Origin of the sequence: Mesorhizobium sp. M1A.F.Ca.ET.072.01.1.1 (assembly GCF_004023325.1) — a bacterium.
In the GTDB taxonomy this organism is placed as follows: Bacteria; Pseudomonadota; Alphaproteobacteria; order Rhizobiales; family Rhizobiaceae; genus Mesorhizobium.
Window position 1 is genome coordinate 1 of sequence record NZ_RZSF01000148.1, and the last position, 15,929, is coordinate 15,929.

General features: G+C 63.8%; 17 protein-coding genes. 15 read left to right on the plus strand and 2 right to left on the minus strand.

Features of this window, described 5'->3' with window-relative positions; translation table 11 throughout:
• The 10 genes from EOA32_RS20080 to EOA32_RS20125 all read left to right on the plus strand — a co-directional run.
• Positions 1-309, plus strand: a 309-nt coding sequence (locus tag EOA32_RS20080) for an SPOR domain-containing protein (protein ID WP_145971323.1), incomplete at its 5' end; no start/stop codon positions are given.
• 232 nt (positions 310-541) lie between these two features.
• Complete coding sequence (gene nagZ, locus EOA32_RS20085; RefSeq protein WP_128372659.1) at positions 542-1,561, plus strand: beta-N-acetylhexosaminidase; 1,020 nt, start codon at positions 542-544, stop codon at positions 1,559-1,561.
• A gap of 63 nt (positions 1,562-1,624) precedes the next feature.
• Positions 1,625-2,425 carry a ScpA family protein gene (locus tag EOA32_RS20090; protein WP_067000872.1) on the plus strand — a complete coding sequence of 267 codons (801 nt, stop codon included), beginning with the start codon at positions 1,625-1,627 and terminating at the stop codon, positions 2,423-2,425.
• Positions 2,422-3,171, plus strand: coding sequence for an SMC-Scp complex subunit ScpB (scpB, locus tag EOA32_RS20095; RefSeq protein WP_066999981.1), 750 nt, complete (start codon positions 2,422-2,424; stop codon positions 3,169-3,171). The genes EOA32_RS20090 and scpB overlap by 4 nt, the downstream gene beginning before the upstream one ends.
• Before the next feature lie 179 nt (positions 3,172-3,350).
• Positions 3,351-3,569, plus strand: a complete 219-nt coding sequence (locus EOA32_RS20100; protein WP_066999984.1) for a twin-arginine translocase TatA/TatE family subunit — start codon at positions 3,351-3,353, stop codon at positions 3,567-3,569.
• 83 nt (positions 3,570-3,652) lie between these two features.
• Entirely contained in the window at positions 3,653-4,396 is a 744-nt protein-coding gene (tatB, locus tag EOA32_RS20105; protein ID WP_066999987.1) for a Sec-independent protein translocase protein TatB, read from the plus strand.
• A complete protein-coding gene (gene tatC, locus EOA32_RS20110) occupies positions 4,393-5,259 on the plus strand; it encodes a twin-arginine translocase subunit TatC (RefSeq protein ID WP_066999990.1) in 867 nt (288 codons plus the stop codon). The genes tatB and tatC overlap by 4 nt, the downstream gene beginning before the upstream one ends.
• A 109-nt stretch (positions 5,260-5,368) precedes the next feature.
• Positions 5,369-6,673 carry a serine--tRNA ligase gene (gene serS / locus EOA32_RS20115; protein WP_095780738.1) on the plus strand — a complete coding sequence of 435 codons (1,305 nt, stop codon included), beginning with the start codon at positions 5,369-5,371 and terminating at the stop codon, positions 6,671-6,673.
• A gap of 4 nt (positions 6,674-6,677) precedes the next feature.
• Positions 6,678-7,436 (plus strand): 5'/3'-nucleotidase SurE, encoded by a 759-nt coding sequence (gene surE, locus EOA32_RS20120; RefSeq protein WP_095780737.1) that lies wholly within the window; start codon positions 6,678-6,680, stop codon positions 7,434-7,436.
• The gene (locus tag EOA32_RS20125) at positions 7,433-8,086 is read left to right on the plus strand and encodes a protein-L-isoaspartate(D-aspartate) O-methyltransferase (protein WP_095780736.1); all 654 of its coding nucleotides are present in this window, start codon (positions 7,433-7,435) and stop codon (positions 8,084-8,086) included. The genes surE and EOA32_RS20125 overlap by 4 nt, the downstream gene beginning before the upstream one ends.
• Before the next feature lie 61 nt (positions 8,087-8,147).
• On the opposite strand, the gene EOA32_RS20130 is transcribed toward EOA32_RS20125, so the two are convergent.
• Positions 8,148-8,423 (minus strand): outer membrane beta-barrel protein, encoded by a 276-nt coding sequence (locus EOA32_RS20130; protein WP_189407267.1) that lies wholly within the window; start codon positions 8,421-8,423, stop codon positions 8,148-8,150.
• A gap of 312 nt (positions 8,424-8,735) precedes the next feature.
• Here EOA32_RS20130 and EOA32_RS20135 point away from each other — a divergent pair, with 312 nt between their 5' ends.
• On the plus strand, positions 8,736-10,259 hold the full coding sequence (locus EOA32_RS20135; protein WP_128372661.1) for a LysM peptidoglycan-binding domain-containing M23 family metallopeptidase: 1,524 nt from the start codon (positions 8,736-8,738) through the stop codon (positions 10,257-10,259).
• Positions 10,260-10,361: 102 nt separating this feature from the next.
• Here EOA32_RS20135 and EOA32_RS20140 read toward each other — a convergent pair whose 3' ends face one another.
• Positions 10,362-11,234, minus strand: a complete 873-nt coding sequence (locus EOA32_RS20140) for an ATP-binding protein (protein WP_095780734.1) — start codon at positions 11,232-11,234, stop codon at positions 10,362-10,364.
• Between the two features lie 266 nt (positions 11,235-11,500).
• Between EOA32_RS20140 and yajC the strand changes: the two genes are divergently transcribed.
• From yajC to EOA32_RS20160, 4 genes are all read left to right on the plus strand, one after another.
• On the plus strand, positions 11,501-11,839 hold the full coding sequence (gene yajC / locus EOA32_RS20145; RefSeq protein ID WP_067000009.1) for a preprotein translocase subunit YajC: 339 nt from the start codon (positions 11,501-11,503) through the stop codon (positions 11,837-11,839).
• A 55-nt stretch (positions 11,840-11,894) separates the two neighbouring features.
• Positions 11,895-14,450 (plus strand): protein translocase subunit SecDF, encoded by a 2,556-nt coding sequence (gene secDF, locus EOA32_RS20150; protein WP_128372662.1) that lies wholly within the window; start codon positions 11,895-11,897, stop codon positions 14,448-14,450.
• A gap of 126 nt (positions 14,451-14,576) precedes the next feature.
• On the plus strand, positions 14,577-14,966 hold the full coding sequence (locus EOA32_RS20155; protein ID WP_067000016.1) for an Mth938-like domain-containing protein: 390 nt from the start codon (positions 14,577-14,579) through the stop codon (positions 14,964-14,966).
• Between the two features lie 8 nt (positions 14,967-14,974).
• Complete coding sequence (locus tag EOA32_RS20160; RefSeq protein ID WP_245435217.1) at positions 14,975-15,814, plus strand: phytoene/squalene synthase family protein; 840 nt, start codon at positions 14,975-14,977, stop codon at positions 15,812-15,814.
• Positions 15,815-15,929 lie beyond the last annotated feature (115 nt).

Consider the following 15,929-nt stretch of genomic DNA (forward strand, 5'->3'; position numbering starts at 1 on the left):
GTCGATATCGTGGGCGAGGTCAAGCCCGACCAGGTCGCCTCCATCGATCCGGCGGCGGCAGGCGGCGGCTCGTGGTCGATGCAGATCGCTTCGCAGCCGACGGTTGAAAGCGCCCAGTCCACCTACCAGGACCTGCAGCGCCGTTACGGCAGCGTGCTTGCCGGACGCACAGCCAACATCGTCAAGGCGCAGATCGCCGGCAAGGGCACTTTCTACCGCGTCCGGGTTCCGGCCCAGTCGCGCAACGACGCGATCAATCTGTGCACCAACTACAAGGCGGCCGGCGGCACCTGCTTCGTGTCGCGCTGATCATCTAGCACCGTTCAGAGCCGGCGCCGCCGCGAGGCCGCGCCGGCTTTTTCGTTGTGGACGGCTATCGGCATTCATGCGGCAGCGGTCAGGGTCAGTCCCTTTGCTTTCGCAAATCTTAGGGCGGTTCAGCGCCGGCAGAAACGCAGAACCGCATAACTCCTTGTTTTTACGCAATTCCGGACGCAAAACCGTTACACACTTTTCCTGGAATTGCTTTAAGCTTCGATTCATGACCGAATCAAAATCCATGATCCTCGGCTGCGCCGGGAAATCCCTCACTGAAGATGAAATCCGCTTCTATGGCGACGAACGTCCTTGGGGCTTCATCCTGTTCGCGCGCAATGTCGGCGAGACCGAGCAGATCCGCGACCTGGTCGCCTCGATGCGCGAGAGCGTCGGACGCCCGGATGCCCCTGTCTTCATCGACCAGGAGGGCGGCAGGGTACAGCGCCTGCGGCCGCCGCTGGCGCCGAACTATCCTGCAGGCGGAGCGCTCGGCGCGCTTTGGCGCGACGATCGCGAGGCCGGCCGCCGCGCCGCGTGGCTGCTCGCCCGGCTTCACGCCTTCGATCTGCTGCGCCACGGCATCACCGCCGACTGCCTGCCGGTGCTCGACGTCCCCATTGCGGGCGCCAGCGATGTCATCGGCGCGCGCGCCTATGGTATGGAGCCCAATGCCGTGATCGAGCTTGGCCGGGCTTCGGCCGAGGGCCTGATGTCGGGTGGCGTCCTGCCGGTCATGAAGCATATTCCCGGCCACGGCCGCGCCTTTGCCGATACGCATTTCGCGCTGCCGACGGTCGATACGCCGCTCGCCGAGTTGCGGCAACATGATTTCGCCCCGTTCAGGGCGCTCAACCACCTGCCAATGGCGATGACGGCGCATGTCGTCTACAGCGCGATCGACCCGGACAATCCGGCGACGACCTCGGCCAAGGTCGTCAACGAGGTGATCCGTGGCGAGATCGGCTTCGAAGGGCTCCTGATGAGCGACGACACCTCGATGAAGGCACTTTCTGGGGATTTCCCGACAAAGGCGGCCGCGATCCTTGCGGCGGGCTGCGATCTCGTCCTTCACTGCAACGGCGTTTTCGAGGAAATGTCGGGGATCGCGTCGCGTACGACGGTGCTCGAAGGCAAGTCCTTGGCGAGAGCGGAGCGGGCGCTGGCCTATATAAACGACCGCGACGTCGCGGACGAAAGCACCATACGCGCGGAATTCGCCACCTATTTCGACGCGGTGGCCTGAACCGAAGGGAAAGCAAGGCAAGTGGCGGAAACATTGGACAGCAAGGCCGCGAAGGCCGCACCGATGGACCGTCTGTGGGCCGAGAACGACGAGTCACGTCTGACCGGCGATCCGTCGCTGGTGGTCGATGTCGCCGGCTTCGAGGGCCCGCTCGATCTTCTGCTGCATCTGGCGCGCAATCAGAAGGTCGATCTCGCCCGCATCTCGATCCTGGCGCTCGCCGAGCAATATCTGGCCTTCATCGAGAAGGTGAGGGCGCTGAGATTGGAGCTCGCGGCCGACTATCTGGTCATGGCGGCATGGCTTGCCTTCCTCAAGTCGAAGCTGTTGATCCCGAAACAGCCGGGCGAAGAGGGCGAGAGCGGCGAGGAACTGGCAGCGGTGCTGCAATTCCGGCTGAAGCGGCTGGAGGCGATGCGTGATGCCGCTGCGCGGCTGGTCAACCGCAACCGGCTCGGCCGCGACGTCTTCGCGCGCGGCATGCCGGAAATGGTGATCGTCGAGAAGCGCAATGCCTATTCGGCCTCGCTCTACGATCTGCTGACCGCCTATGCGCAGCAGCGCCAGCGGCAGGCGATCAGCAACGTGACGATCGCCAGGCGCGCCGTATGGTCGCTGAAGGACGCACGCGACGTGCTAGCACGGCTGGTCGGAACGATTGGCGACTGGACGGCGCTCGACAGCTTCCTGATCCAGTATCTGGCGGCGCCGGAAGAAAGGCGCACGGCAGTCGCCAGTTCGTTCGCCGCGACACTCGAAATGGTGCGCGAGGGCAAGCTGGAAGTGCGGCAGGATCAGGTCTTCGCGCCGATCTATCTGCGCGGCCGCGCACAAGGGGTCAAGGCAGTCGAGGTGGCATCATGAGTGAACGCGCCAACGCTTCGGTCATCCCGTTCAAGGTCGAACCGGAAGCCGAGATGGCCGAGCAGGGTTCTATCGAGAACCCCGCCGAGCGGCTGCAATTGTCGGAAGCAGTCCGCATGGCCGAGGCGATCATCTTCGCCAGTGCCGAGCCGGTCAGTGAAAGGCAACTGGCGGCGCGCCTGCCCGAGGGCGTCAACATCGCGGCGGCAATGGCCGATCTGCAGGAAATCTACGCCAAGCGCGGGGTCAACCTGGTGCGGGTCGGCGACGCCTGGGCGTTCCGCACCGCCGGCGACCTGGCTTTCCTGATGAGCCGGGACTCGGTCCAGCAGAGGAAGCTTTCGCGCGCGGCGCTCGAAGTGCTGGCGATCATCGCCTATCATCAGCCGGTCACCCGCGCCGAGATCGAGGATATCAGGGGGGTCGAGACCTCGAAGGGCACGCTGGACACGCTGCTGGAGACGGAGTGGGTCAGGATGCGCGGCCGGCGCCGCACGCCCGGCCGTCCCGTGACCTACGGTACGACCGACGCTTTCCTCGATCACTTCGCGCTGGAGGAGATCCGCGACCTGCCCGGCATGGAAGAGCTGAAGGGCGCCGGATTGCTCTCGACGCGAATGCCGTCCAATTTCTCGATGCCTGTGCCGCCGGCCGATCCGGACGCGCTGGCCGAGGACGAGGATGCGCTGACCGATATCGACCTCGAGGAGCTCGGATTGCTCACGCCGCGCGTCACCGAAGAGTGAGTGCGAAACCGATACGAATGGTTTATTAGCAGGGGCTGCGCGGATTCGTAGCAAGGCGCTCACGCCGAAAGTGCGTGACATCCGCTAGCCATTTTACCAACTTCATTGCGGTTGTGTTTGAATCCCCGAGCGAAAACGCATAGATCATCGCCGAGGGAAAACATTCGAGAGAGATTGTTATGGGTTCACTATCGATATGGCACTGGCTGATCGTTCTGGTCATCGTGCTGCTCCTGTTCGGCCGCGGCAAGCTGCCGGAGCTGATGGGCGACATGGCCAAGGGCATCAAGAGCTTCAAGAAGGGCATGGCTGAGGACGATACCGACGACAAGCGGACCGTCGAGCACCGCGCCGACGAGACCGTATCGCCGGGCAAGGAAAAGGTCAGCAAGAGCTGAGTCCGGTTGTTGCTTTGAGCATGTCGTTGTCCCAGAACCCTTTCGTGTTTTTGGGCGACAGGCTCTCGTTGGAATAGATTGCCATGTTCGAAGTCGGCTGGAGCGAGCTGCTGGTGATCGCGGTCGTCATGATCGTGGTCGTCGGGCCGAAGGATTTGCCCAACATGCTGCGCACGTTTGGCCGCACCGCGGCCAAATTGCGCGCCATGGCGGGCGACTTCCAGAAGCAGTTCAACGACGCCCTGAAGGAAGCCGAGCTTGACGATGTCAAGGACTCGGTCGACAGCCTTCGTGGGCTCAGCCCGATGAACGAAATCCGCAAGCAGCTCAATCCGTTCGAGCAGGCGGCGGCCGACGTGCGGGCCGGCGTCGATACGATGATGAAGCCCAAGCCGGCTTCCGATCAGGCGCCCTCGGATGCAACGACCCCGCAGCCTGCCGAGCCGCTGAAGAACGGCGCGACGGAAATCCCGGGCATCAACGGAACCGACGTCGCCCCGGCTGTGCCGATGTCCCCGCCAGCTGCGCCGATCTCCCCGGCCTTGACTGAGGCCTCTGTGACCACGCCCATTGCGGAGACCGCCGGGTCCGCCCAGCCGGCGAAAAAAGTGGCCGCGTCGAAGACGAAAGCCGCCGGTGCAGCGGCGAAAGCCGCATCGGCCAAGGCTCCGGCGCCTAAAGCCCCGGCAAAATCTGCGCCGGCGCCCGCAAAGGCCGCAGCGCCTGCTAAGAAGGCGGCACCCAAGGTTGAGGCCAACCCCGCGGCGAAGAAGCCGGCCGTGAAAAAGGCGGCCGATGCCAAGAAGACGGCAGGAGCCGCCAAGTGAGCGTCTCGGACAAGGAGAGGGAAGAGATCGAGAAATCCTCGGCGCCGCTGATCGAGCACCTTGTCGAGCTGCGCCGGCGGCTGATCTGGTCGCTGGGCGGCTTCTTCATCGCCTTCCTCGCCTGCTTCTTCTTCGCCAAGCGCCTGTTCAACCTTCTGGTCGTCCCGTTCAAATGGGCGACGCAATGGGCTGGGCTCGACCCGCACAAGGTCGAGCTGATCTACACGGCGCCGCAGGAGTTCTTCTTCACCCAGGTGAAGCTCGCCATGTTCGGCGGCATGGTCATCGCTTTCCCGCTGATCGCCACGCAGATCTATAAATTCATCGCGCCGGGTCTCTACAAGAACGAACGCAGCGCCTTCCTGCCGTTCCTGATTGCGTCGCCCATCCTGTTCCTGATGGGCGCCTCGCTGGTCTATTTCTTCTTCACCCCGATGGTGATGTGGTTCTTCCTCGCCATGCAGCAGGTCGGCACCAACGACCAGGTGCAGATCTCCTTGCTGCCGAAGGTGTCGGAATATCTCAGCCTGATCATGACGCTGATCTTCTCCTTCGGCCTGGTGTTCCAGCTGCCGGTGGTGACCAGCCTGCTGACGCGCGTCGGCCTTCTGTCGTCGCAAGCGCTGGCCGAGAAGCGCAAATGGGCGATCGTCATTGCCTTCGTCGTCGCCGCGGTGTTGACCCCGCCAGATCCGATGAGCCAGATCGGCCTCGCTCTTCCGACCATCGTGCTCTACGAGGTCGCGATCTTCACTTCGCGCCTGATCGAGCGCAGCCGGGAGCGCGACCGTCTGGCGCGCGACAGGCAGGAAGAGGCAGACAGCGCTGTCGCCGGAAAGACGCCGGACGCGCCGTCAACCTAGCGCTAAAACCTGGTCCCGGGCCTGAAAAACACGGCTGCCGGCTGCTGCTGTCTTGCATCGATCAGGGATGCGGTTTACGCCCTCGAACCTTACCCGAGGACGGAAAGCCATGCTTGACATCAAATGGATTCGCGACAACCCGAAGGCCCTTATCGAAGCGCTGGTGAAGCGCTCGTGGTCGGCTGAGGACGCCCAGTCCGCCGTCGAGGATCTGATCGCCAGGGACGAGGAGCGCCGCACCCATCTCAGCGAATTGCAGGTCAAGCAGGAGCGCCGCAATGCCGCTTCGAAGGAAATCGGCAATGCCATGCGCTCGGGCGAGGCCGTGCTTGCTGAAAAGCTCAAGGCCGAGGTCGGCGAGATCAAGGCGTTCATCCAGAACGGCGAGGCGCGCGAGCGCGAGCTCGACCAGGCGCTGAACGACGCGCTTGCGGTCCTGCCCAACGTGCCGCTCGACGACGTGCCGGTCGGCAAGGACGAGCACGACAATGTCGTAAAGCGCGTCGTCGGCGATGTGCCGACCCGCCCGAACTGGGTGAAGGAGCATTTCGAGATCGGCGAAGCGCTCGGCATGATGGATTTCGAGCGTGCGGCGAAGCTGTCCGGCTCGCGCTTCACGGTGCTGAAGAGCCATCTGGCGCGCATGGAGCGCGCGCTCGGCCAGTTCATGATCGACCTGCACACGACAGAGCACGGCTATGAGGAGATCCAGCCGCCGCTGATGGTGCGCGACGAGGTTCTCTTCGGCACCAACCAGCTGCCGAAATTCGAACTGGACCTGTTCTTCACGCCGCATGGCGACGGACGGCTGGGCCTGATCCCAACCGCGGAAGTGCCGCTCACCAACCTGGTGCGCGAGGAGATCACGCCGCATGAGAAGCTGCCGCTGCGCTACACGGCGCTGACGCCGTGCTTCCGCTCGGAAGCGGGCTCGGCCGGCCGCGACACGCGCGGCATGCTGCGCCAGCACCAGTTCTACAAGGTCGAGCTGGTGTCGATCACCGACCAGGAAAGCTCGCTCGCCGAGCATGAGCGCATGACGCAATGCGCCGAGGAGGTGCTGAAGCGGCTCGGCCTGCCGTTCCGCACGGTGACGCTCTGCACCGGCGACATGGGCTTTGGCGCACGCAAGACCTACGACATCGAGGTCTGGCTGCCGGGCCAGAACGCCTATCGCGAAATCTCGTCCTGCTCGGTCTGCGGCGACTTCCAGGCGAGGCGCATGGATGCCCGCTACAAGGACAAGGACGGCAAGGGCAACCGCTTCGTGCACACGTTGAACGGCTCCGGCACCGCGGTCGGCCGCGCTCTCATCGCCGTCATCGAAAACTACCAGAATGAGGACGGCAGCGTAACCATTCCTGAAGTGCTGCGGCCTTACATGGGTGGTCTCGCCAAGATCGAATCGAAATGAGTTCATGCGCATCCTGCTGACCAATGATGACGGCATCCACGCCGAAGGCCTTGCGTCGCTCGAACGCATCGCCCGAACGCTCTCGGATGACGTCTGGGTGGTGGCGCCCGAGCAGGACCAGTCCGGCTACGCGCATTCGCTGTCGATCTCGGAGCCGCTCAGGCTGAGGAAGGTTGGCGAGAAGCATTTCGCCGTGCGTGGCACGCCGACCGACTGCGTCATCATGGCTACGAAGAAGATCCTCCCCGGGCCGCCTGACCTCATCCTTTCGGGGGTCAATTCCGGCGCCAACATCGCCGACGACGTTACCTATTCCGGCACGGTCGCCGGCGCGATGGAGGGGGCGCTGCTCGGTATCCGTTCGATCGCGGTCAGCCAGGCCTATTCCTATCTCGGCGAGGACCGCGTCGTCCCTTACGAGACGACCGAAGCGCTGGCGCCGGCGCTGCTCGAAAAGCTGATCGCAACGCCGCTGCCGGAAGGCGTGCTGCTCAACGTCAATTTCCCGAACTGCGCACCCGACGAAATCGAGGGCACGGTCGTCACCGCGCAGGGCAAGCTCGTGCACAGCCTTTGGGTCGACGAGCGCCGTGACGGTCGCGGTCTGCCTTACTACTGGCTGCGCTTCGGCCGGGAGCCGGTCGAAGGCAAGAAGGGCACCGATCTTTACGCGCTGCGCAACCGGCTGGTGTCGGTGACGCCGCTGCAGCTCGACCTGACCGCCCATGAACTCCGCGACCAGCTGACCAAGGCGCTGTCATGACCATGGCTATCGACGACCGTGAAGGGTTCGCCGCTTTCCTGCTGCGGCTGCGCGGCAGGGGCACGGCGCCGAAGGCACTGGTCGCTGCTTTCGAGGCGACTCCGCGGCGCGGCTTCCTATCCGCGCAGTTCCATTCGATGGCCTGGTCGGAAGGCATGCTGCCGATCGAATGCGGCGAGGCGATCGAGGGCGCAGACCTGCAGGCGGCGGTGGTTGCGGCTTTGGCCATCGAGCCGGGCAACCGCGTGCTCGAGATCGGCACCGGGTCTGGCTATACGGCAGCCGTGATGTCCAGGCTCGCCGCGCGCGTCGTCAGCGTCGACCGCTACAAGACCTTGACTGAGCAGGCAAAGCAGCGTTTCGAGGCGCTCGGCATCAGCAATGTCATCGTACGCCAGGCCGACGGCTCCAACGGCCTGCCCAACGAAGGGCCGTTCGACCGCATCATCGCCTGGGCGGCCTTCGACAGCCTGCCGCGCTTCCTGCTTGATCAATTGTCGAGCGGTGGCGTCGTCATCGCGCCGATCGGCCCGGAGGAGGGCGAGCAGGTGCTGGCCAAGCTCACCAAGGTCGGCAGCCGTTTCGAACGCGAGGACATCGGCATGGTCAGGCTGCAGCCGGTCCTGCGCAGCGTTGCCGCGGTGATCTAGGGCGCCAGCCCTGCGATCGACGGCTAACCGCGTCGAACGCGCCTGCGACCCATCATTGTAGTCAGCCACCCCAGCGGTAGTTCAGGTGCAAACCAACGAGATCGACATCCTGATCGATGCGCTCGGTGCTGAAGGGGCCCCCGGGCGCGCCAGCGACCGTGAAGGTGGTGGTCTTGGCGGGCATGAACAGGTGATCGTATTCAATCGCGAGTGACCAATTCGGGGCAAAGCCATATTCAAGACCGGCGCCCAAGGCACCGCCCCAGCGGGTCTGATCGTCTGTCTCGCCGGCGGGCGTGTCGGGGGAAAAGAGAACATCGAAACGGTCGTGAGTCACGCCGCGCCTCCCTTGCGGTAGAAGAGAGCGTTGTCGACGCTGTACCCGACTTGGGCGGTCAGCAAGCCGAACCAAGCGAAGGCGTGGTCGAGTGAGAGTGGTGCCGCTGCTCGCCCGGTCTCATTTCGTGCGATTCGCCGGTTCCCGAAACGTCCGTCTCGTCTCGGCCGGCACGATCTGTCCGGACTTCGTCGCGCCTGTCGAAAAATGTTTTAAGAAAATTTTCGGCGGATTCTAATGGGTTAACCGGCCAGTAACATTAACGCGCTTTAATCATGACCAGTTTGTACCGGGTCTGTGCGGGTTAGTGCGATGCAATTCAATGGTTTGAAGGCAAACGGACGCAATCTGGCGCGCGGCTGCGCCGTCCTCATGATCGCCGGTGCCGCGGCAGGCTGCAGCTCCCAGGCGATGCGCTTCAATGGTGTCGACGACGTCTTCACATCGTCCACCAACAATCAGCGCGCCATCATCAACAAGCAGAATGTCGACCAGCCCTATCCGGGCGATACGGTCGCGCCGGCCCCAGTCGACGGCAGTCACACCCAGTCGGTGAGCCGCTCCAGTCTCGAACCGGTGACGTCCCAGCAATTGCCGCCGCCCTCGGCGCCGGCCCCCGCCAAGCCGATACGCACCGCCTCGGCCCCGGCACTTGCGCCGGCTCCTGCCGCGCCGCATCTCGACAGGACGGCCACCAACACAGTCGCGCCGGCCAAGCCGTTCAAGACCGCCGAGCCCGACGCGGTGCGCAACGCAAGCGCGGCGCCACACGCGACCGAGATCGTGGTGAGGGAAGGCGAGACGATTTCCGGTCTCGCTCGGCAATATCATGTGCCGGCCGATGCGATCATCAAGGTCAACGGGCTCGATGCCAACAAGGGCATCAGAACCGGCCAGAAGATCGTCATTCCGGCCTATGCCTATTCGAGCAAGGGCGGTCCGAAGGTTGCCGACAGCACCAAGCCCGCCAACACACCGAAGCAGCCCGCCGGCGCGCCGGAGAAGGTTGCCGTGCTGCCGCAGCAGCCAAAACTCAAGGACGGCAAATCCGCCGCGCAGGTCGATGCATCGGCGGCGGCCAGCGGTTCGAAGAGCGCCACGCCCGCCCAGATGGCCGAGGCAAAGCCGGCCGGCGCCGGCGGTACCTACACCGTTCAGCAGGGCGATTCCCTGTCTTCGATCGCCCGCAAGACCGGCGTCGGCGTCACGGCGCTCAAGCAGGCCAACGGCATGAAGGACGGCCTCTTGAAGATCGGCCAGACGCTCAAGGTTCCGGCCGGCGGCACCGTTGCCGTCGCTGCCGCGAAGCCTGTCGCGACCAAGCCGACCGTCGATCCGGTGACGACGGCAACCACGCAGCCGCCGGCAAAGACCACACCGTCGGAGACGCTCGCCTCCTACACGCCGCCGAAGAAGGACGCCAAGGTCATCCAGCAGGCCGAGGACGACGATGCAGTGGCGCCCGATGCGACCGGCATCGGCAAGATGCGCTGGCCGGTGCGCGGCCGCGTCATCTCCGGCTTCGGCTCCGGCAAGGACGGCGTCGATATCGCGGTGCCGGAAGGAACCCCGATCAAGGCGGCCGAAAACGGTGTCGTCATCTATGCCGGCGACGGCCTCAAGGAGTTCGGCAACACAGTGCTGGTGCGCCACGAGAACGGCCTGGTCACCGTCTACGGCCACGCCAGCTCGATCGAGGTGCAGCGCGGCCAGAAGGTCAAGCGCGGCCAGGAGATCGCGCTGTCCGGCATGAGCGGCACCACGGACTCGCCGAAGCTGCACTTCGAGGTGCGCAAGAACTCTGCCCCGGTCGATCCGAGCGGCTATCTCGAATAGAACAAGAACAAATTGCGGGCCGCCTGACCTCCAGTCCGGCCCGCCGGCTTAGCCCGCTCCGCCAGGAGCGGGCTTTTTCAGGGCAGCCGGTGATATGGGCTATCAGTCCTTCAGCGGCTTGCCGAGCCGTCCGGCAAGATCCTGGGTGAACTGCCAGGCGACGCGGCCGGAGCGGCTGCCGCGCGTCGTTGCCCATTCCAAGGCTTCCGCGCGCAACGTCTCGGGATCAATCGCGAGGGCATGGTAACGGACATAGCCGTCGATCATGTCGAGATATTCGTCCTGCGAGCATTTGTGGAAGCCGAGCCACAGGCCGAAGCGGTCGGAGAGCGAGACTTTTTCCTCCACCGCTTCCGACGGGTTGATGGCGGTCGAGCGCTCATTGTCGATCATATCGCGCGGCAACAGATGGCGCCGGTTGGACGTGGCGTAGAAGATGACATTGGCGGGCCGGCCCTCGACGCCGCCTTCGAGCGCTGCCTTGAGCGACTTGTAGGAAGTGTCGTCATGGTCGAAGGAAAGGTCGTCGCAAAACAGAATGAAGCGGTAGGGCGCCGCCTTCAAAAGGCTCATCAGCTTGGGCAGGGTATCGATGTCCTCGCGATGGATCTCGATCAGCTTCAGCGGCCGGTCAAGCTTGTCCGAGGCGTTGACCTTGGCGTGCACGGCCTTGACCAGCGACGACTTGCCCATGCCGCGCGCGCCCCAGAGCAGCACATTGTTGGCGGCGAAGCCGGACGCGAAGCGCTCGGTGTTGTCGAGCAGGATGTCGCGGACCCGGTCGACGCCGCGGATCAGGCCGATGTCGACGCGATTGACCTTGTGGACCGGCTCCAGGTAGCCCGGATCGGCCTGCCAGACGAAGCAATCGGCCACGCCGAGGTCGGTCTCGGGAACCGCTGGCGGGGCGAGACGGGAGACCGCGTCGATCAGGCGGTCGAGCTTTTTGTTCAGGGCATCCAGGCTATCGGTCATTTCCGGTCTTTTTCGCTTGGCAATCACGGAACGTGAAACGGGTCCGTGGCTGCGCACCAAGAACCAACTGCAAGCTTCTGTTGTAGCACGATCTTTTCGGCCGACTCCAACCGGCTTCCGGCTGCGACGCTCTAGCACGCGCCAAACGGCTGGAAAAGCAACGGATTCGGCGGGTCGCGCAGTTGCATTGGCAACTTTACCGACTATATTCCGCCCAAATTTCGCGGGGCCGTCCCGGCGGTATTTCACCATCCAGGAGTTTCTTGATGTTCGTCACACCGGCATACGCCCAAGGCGTCGGCACCTCGCCCGATATGTTCATCAGCATTTTGCCGTTTGTCCTGATTTTCGTGATCATGTATTTTCTGATCATCAGGCCGCAGCGCACGCAGCTGAAGAAGCGCCAGGAAATGCTGGCCGCAGTGCGCCGCGGCGATACGGTGGTGACCGGCGGCGGCTTCGTCGGCAAGGTGACCAAGGTGATCGACGACAATGAGCTGGAGATCGACCTTGGCGGCGGGACCAAGGTGACGGCGCTGCGCTCAACCATCTCCGACGTGCGGGTCAAGGGCGAGCCGGTGGCGAACCAGAACGCCAAGAAGTAATCACCACCTCGATGGCGGAACGCTGCCGCTTGTACGCCTGAACGGATAAGAACGAATGCTTTATTTCTCGCGCCTGAAGATGATCCTGATCTGGCTGGCCGTGGCCGTCACAGTGGTCCTCGCCGCGCCCAACCTGTTTTCTGCAAGCATGCTGGCGCAACTGCCGAGCTGGGTACCGAAGCGGCAGATGACGCTCGGCCTCGACCTTCAGGGCGGCTCGCACATCCTGCTTGAAATGAATCAGAACGATCTGATCAAGGATAGGATGGAGACGACGCGCGACGAGATCAGGACGCTGCTGCGCGAGGCCAATCCCAAGATCAACTACACCGGCCTTTCCGGTTCCGGCCGCACCGTGCAGGTTCGCATCACGGACCAGGCTCAACTCGACCAGGCCAAGAAGGTCCTGAAACCGCTGACCGATCCGGTGGCGGCGGGACTGTTCAGCGGCGGCTCCATCCAGGAAATGTCGCTGGATGACTCCGAGCCCGGCCTGCTCAAATTCACGGTCACCGACGCCGGCCTGAAATACCGCACCTCGACGGCTCTGTCGCAGTCGATCGAAGTGGTCGAGCGGCGCGTCAACGAGCTCGGCACGACCGAGCCGATCGTGCAGCGGCAGGGCGACGACCGCATCCTTGTCCAGGTGCCGGGCCTGCAGGATCCGCAGCGGCTGAAGGAAATCCTCGGACAGACCGCCAAGCTGACCTTCCAGATGGTCGACCAGTCGATGCCTGTGCAGGATGCGCTGAAGGGCCGTCCGCCCGCGGGCTCTTCCGTCCTCTACTCGCAGGACGATCCGCCGGTCCCGTATCTCATCGAAAACCGCGTCATCGTTTCCGGCGAAAATCTGGTCGACGCGCAGGCGACCTACAATTCGCAGACCAACGAGCCGGTGGTTTCGTTCCGTTTCGATTCCAAGGGCGCGACACGGTTCGGCCAGGCGACGGCGCAGAATGTCGGCAAGCTGTTCGCCATCATCCTCGACAACCAGGTGATTTCGGCGCCGCAGATCCGTGAGCCGATCCTGGGCGGTACCGGGCAGATTTCCGGCAATTTCACCCCGCAGAGCGCCAATGACCTTGCCGTGCTGCTGCGTGCCGGCGCGCTGCCGGCAACGCTGACGGTCATCGAAGAGCGAACGGTCGGTCCAGGCCTCGGCCAGGATTCCATTCATGCCGGCAAGGTGGCGGGCGTGATCGGTTCGATCCTCGTCGTCGCCTTCATGTTCGTCGCCTACGGCTTCCTCGGCTTCCTCGCCAACATCGCTCTGGCTGTCCACGTGGCGATGATCGTTGCGCTACTGTCGCTGCTGGGCGCCACGCTTACTTTGCCCGGTATCGCCGGCATCGTGCTCACCATCGGCATGGCGGTGGACTCCAACGTTCTGATCTATGAACGCATTCGAGAGGAGCGGCGACTTGGCCGCTCGGTGATCCAGTCGATCGACACCGGCTTCGCCAAGGCGCTGGCAACGATCGTCGATTCCAACGTCACCTCGCTGATTGCCACCGTGGTGCTGTTCTGGCTGGGCACAGGACCGGTCAAGGGTTTCGCCATCACCTATGCGATCGGCATTCTGACCACCGTCTTCACCGCCTTCACCTTTACCCGCATGCTGGTGTCGATCTGGCTGCGTCGCGCCCGTCCGAAGGAATTGCCGCGCGCGCCGGTCACCTTCATTCCGCCCGGCACCAGGATCCCATTTATGGGTATCCGCCGCTGGACGTTCGCTTTGTCCAGCATCTTGTCGATCCTGTCAGTTGTCGGGTTCCTCACCATCGACATCAATTACGGCATCGACTTCAAGGGCGGCTCGATGATCGAGGTGCAGTCCAAGCAGGGCGACGCCGATCTCGGTGACATCCGCAACAGGCTCTCCGAGCTCAACATAGGCGAGATCCAGGTGCAGCAGTTCGGCGCGCCGAACGACGTTCTGATCCGCGTCGGCACGCAGGACGCCGGCGAGAATGCCGAGCAGACCGTCATCGACAAGGTGCGCGGCGAACTGCAGGACCAGTACGACTTCCGCCGCGTGGAGGTGGTCGGACCGACGGTCTCCGGCGAGCTCGCCAAGCAAGGCACGATCGCCATGCTCATCGCGCTGGTCGGCATCCTGCTCTATGTGTGGTTCCGCTTCGAGTGGCAGTTCGCCGTCGGCGCCATCATCGCCACGGTGCACGATGTGGTGATGACCATCGGCTTCTTCGTCATAACCGGACTGGAATTCAACCAGTCGTCGCTCGCGGCGATCCTGACCATCATCGGCTACTCACTCAACGACACCATCGTCGTCTATGACCGCGTCCGCGAAGACTTAAGAAAATACAAGAAGATGCCGTTGCCGCAGCTGTTGAACAACGCCATCAACGAGACGCTGTCCAGAACCACGCTGACCTCGGTGACCACCATCCTTGCGCTGTTGGCACTGGTGCTGTTCGGCGGCGAGGTGATCCGCTCCTTCACGCTGGCGATGCTGTTCGGCGTGGTGTTCGGCACCTATTCGTCGATCTTCATCGCCGCGCCACTGCTGATCCTCTTCAAGCTCAGGCCGCAGGCCGCAACCGCCGAAGAGACCAAGCCGGCGAACGGCAAGGCCGTGGCGACCTGAAGCCGTCAGAGCCGGATGATCTCAGGTCGAGTCGACCTGAGATCTGAATCCGCTCTAAATCAAAGAGATAGAGCATGATGTCGTCCGAAAACCGCTCCACCCTTTTCGGCATCATGCTCTAGCCCCATGGCCAAAGGCATCGTCATCCGAGAGGCGCATTTCCCGGGCAGGGCGCCGGTCGAGGCCTATGGCAATGGCGGGTTCCGCTTTGCCGACATGTCGCATCGAGGCTCGCTGCTCTGCCTGCCGTCCGGTATCCATGGCTGGGAGCCGGCCGATCCGTCGGCGCTGAAGGCCTCCGACTTCGACAAGCTGTTCGCCCAGGCCGACAAAGTGGAAATCCTGCTGGTCGGCACCGGCAAGGATCTGCGGCCGCTGCCGGCTGCACTCCGCTCCGCGCTGAAAGAGGCCGGCATTTCGGCCGACCCGATGTCGACGGGCGCGGCCGTGCGCACCTACAACGTGCTGCTGGCCGAGGACCGTGCCGTGGCAGCAGCGCTCATTGCCGTCGATTGATGGTCGGCATGCCCAACATCGTCATGGATGCGGTGCGTGTCGCAGACCATGATCGCTATCTATCCGCGCTCTACGCGCCCGCCGACAGGCGTGACGCGTTGCTTGCGCTCTATGCCTTCAATGCCGAGGTCGCCGGCGTTCGCGACCGCATCCACGAGCCGCTGCCGGGCGAGGTCCGGCTGCAATGGTGGCGTGATGTCATCTCGGCCGAGGGCGAGGCGGAGACAGGTCATCCGACCGCCGACGCGCTGAGGGCGGCGATTGCCGCCAACCATCTGCCGAAGGCCGCTTTCGAGAACATGCTCGAAGCGCGTATCTTCGATCTCTACAACGACCCGATGCCGTCGCGGACCGACCTGGAGGGTTATTGCGGCGAGACGGCCGCGGCGCTCATCCAGCTTGCGGCGATGGTGCTCGATCCGAATGCCGCGCCGCGCTTTGCCGAACTGGCGGGCAGGGCGGGCTGCGCGCAGGCCATCACCGGCTTGCTGCTTTTGTTGCCGCTGCACCGTCGCCGTGGACAGTGCTTTATCCCCTCCGATATGCTGGCAGCCGCCGGCTCCTCGCCGGAAGAGTTCGTCAAAGGAGCGGGCGATGCTGCCGCCGAGCGCGCGGTTGCGGCGATGATCGCGCTGGCGCGAGAGCATCTCGGCGCTTTCGAGAAGGGCGCGTCGGCTCTCCCCGGGACGTTGCGCCCCGCCTTCCTGCCGCTGGCGCTCACACATGCCTATCTCGACAGGATGGAAAAGCCGGGTCGGTCTCCACTCGGGGGCACTTCGACCCTCTCAACCTTGCGCCGGCACTGGCTGCTCTTGCGTCATGCCATGCATGGCTGGACGCCCCTTTGACGTAAACGTCAACCATGCTAGGGGTTCTGCGCGTGGACTCGCATCAGAGAAATGCGAGCCAGCGGAGGACCGCCTTTCCATGAGCCTGCCAGTTTTGGTCGTCCTTGTCGTGTTC

What these genes read in the sequence shown, in the direction of transcription:
- nagZ (WP_128372659.1), top strand. Translation starts at nt 542, where the DNA reads ATGACCGAATCAAAATCCATGATCCTCGGCTGCGCCGGGAAATCCCTC.
- EOA32_RS20090 (WP_067000872.1), top strand. Translation starts at nt 1,625, where the DNA reads ATGGACCGTCTGTGGGCCGAGAACGACGAGTCACGTCTGACCGGCGAT.
- scpB (WP_066999981.1), top strand. Translation starts at nt 2,422, where the DNA reads ATGAGTGAACGCGCCAACGCTTCGGTCATCCCGTTCAAGGTCGAACCG.
- EOA32_RS20100 (WP_066999984.1), top strand. Translation starts at nt 3,351, where the DNA reads ATGGGTTCACTATCGATATGGCACTGGCTGATCGTTCTGGTCATCGTG.
- tatB (WP_066999987.1), top strand. Translation starts at nt 3,653, where the DNA reads ATGTTCGAAGTCGGCTGGAGCGAGCTGCTGGTGATCGCGGTCGTCATG.
- serS (WP_095780738.1), top strand. Translation starts at nt 5,369, where the DNA reads ATGCTTGACATCAAATGGATTCGCGACAACCCGAAGGCCCTTATCGAA.
- surE (WP_095780737.1), top strand. Translation starts at nt 6,678, where the DNA reads ATGCGCATCCTGCTGACCAATGATGACGGCATCCACGCCGAAGGCCTT.
- EOA32_RS20125 (WP_095780736.1), top strand. Translation starts at nt 7,433, where the DNA reads ATGACCATGGCTATCGACGACCGTGAAGGGTTCGCCGCTTTCCTGCTG.
- EOA32_RS20135 (WP_128372661.1), top strand. Translation starts at nt 8,736, where the DNA reads ATGCAATTCAATGGTTTGAAGGCAAACGGACGCAATCTGGCGCGCGGC.
- EOA32_RS20140 (WP_095780734.1), bottom strand. Translation starts at nt 11,234, where the DNA reads ATGACCGATAGCCTGGATGCCCTGAACAAAAAGCTCGACCGCCTGATC.
- yajC (WP_067000009.1), top strand. Translation starts at nt 11,501, where the DNA reads ATGTTCGTCACACCGGCATACGCCCAAGGCGTCGGCACCTCGCCCGAT.
- secDF (WP_128372662.1), top strand. Translation starts at nt 11,895, where the DNA reads ATGCTTTATTTCTCGCGCCTGAAGATGATCCTGATCTGGCTGGCCGTG.
- EOA32_RS20155 (WP_067000016.1), top strand. Translation starts at nt 14,577, where the DNA reads ATGGCCAAAGGCATCGTCATCCGAGAGGCGCATTTCCCGGGCAGGGCG.
- EOA32_RS20160 (WP_245435217.1), top strand. Translation starts at nt 14,975, where the DNA reads ATGCCCAACATCGTCATGGATGCGGTGCGTGTCGCAGACCATGATCGC.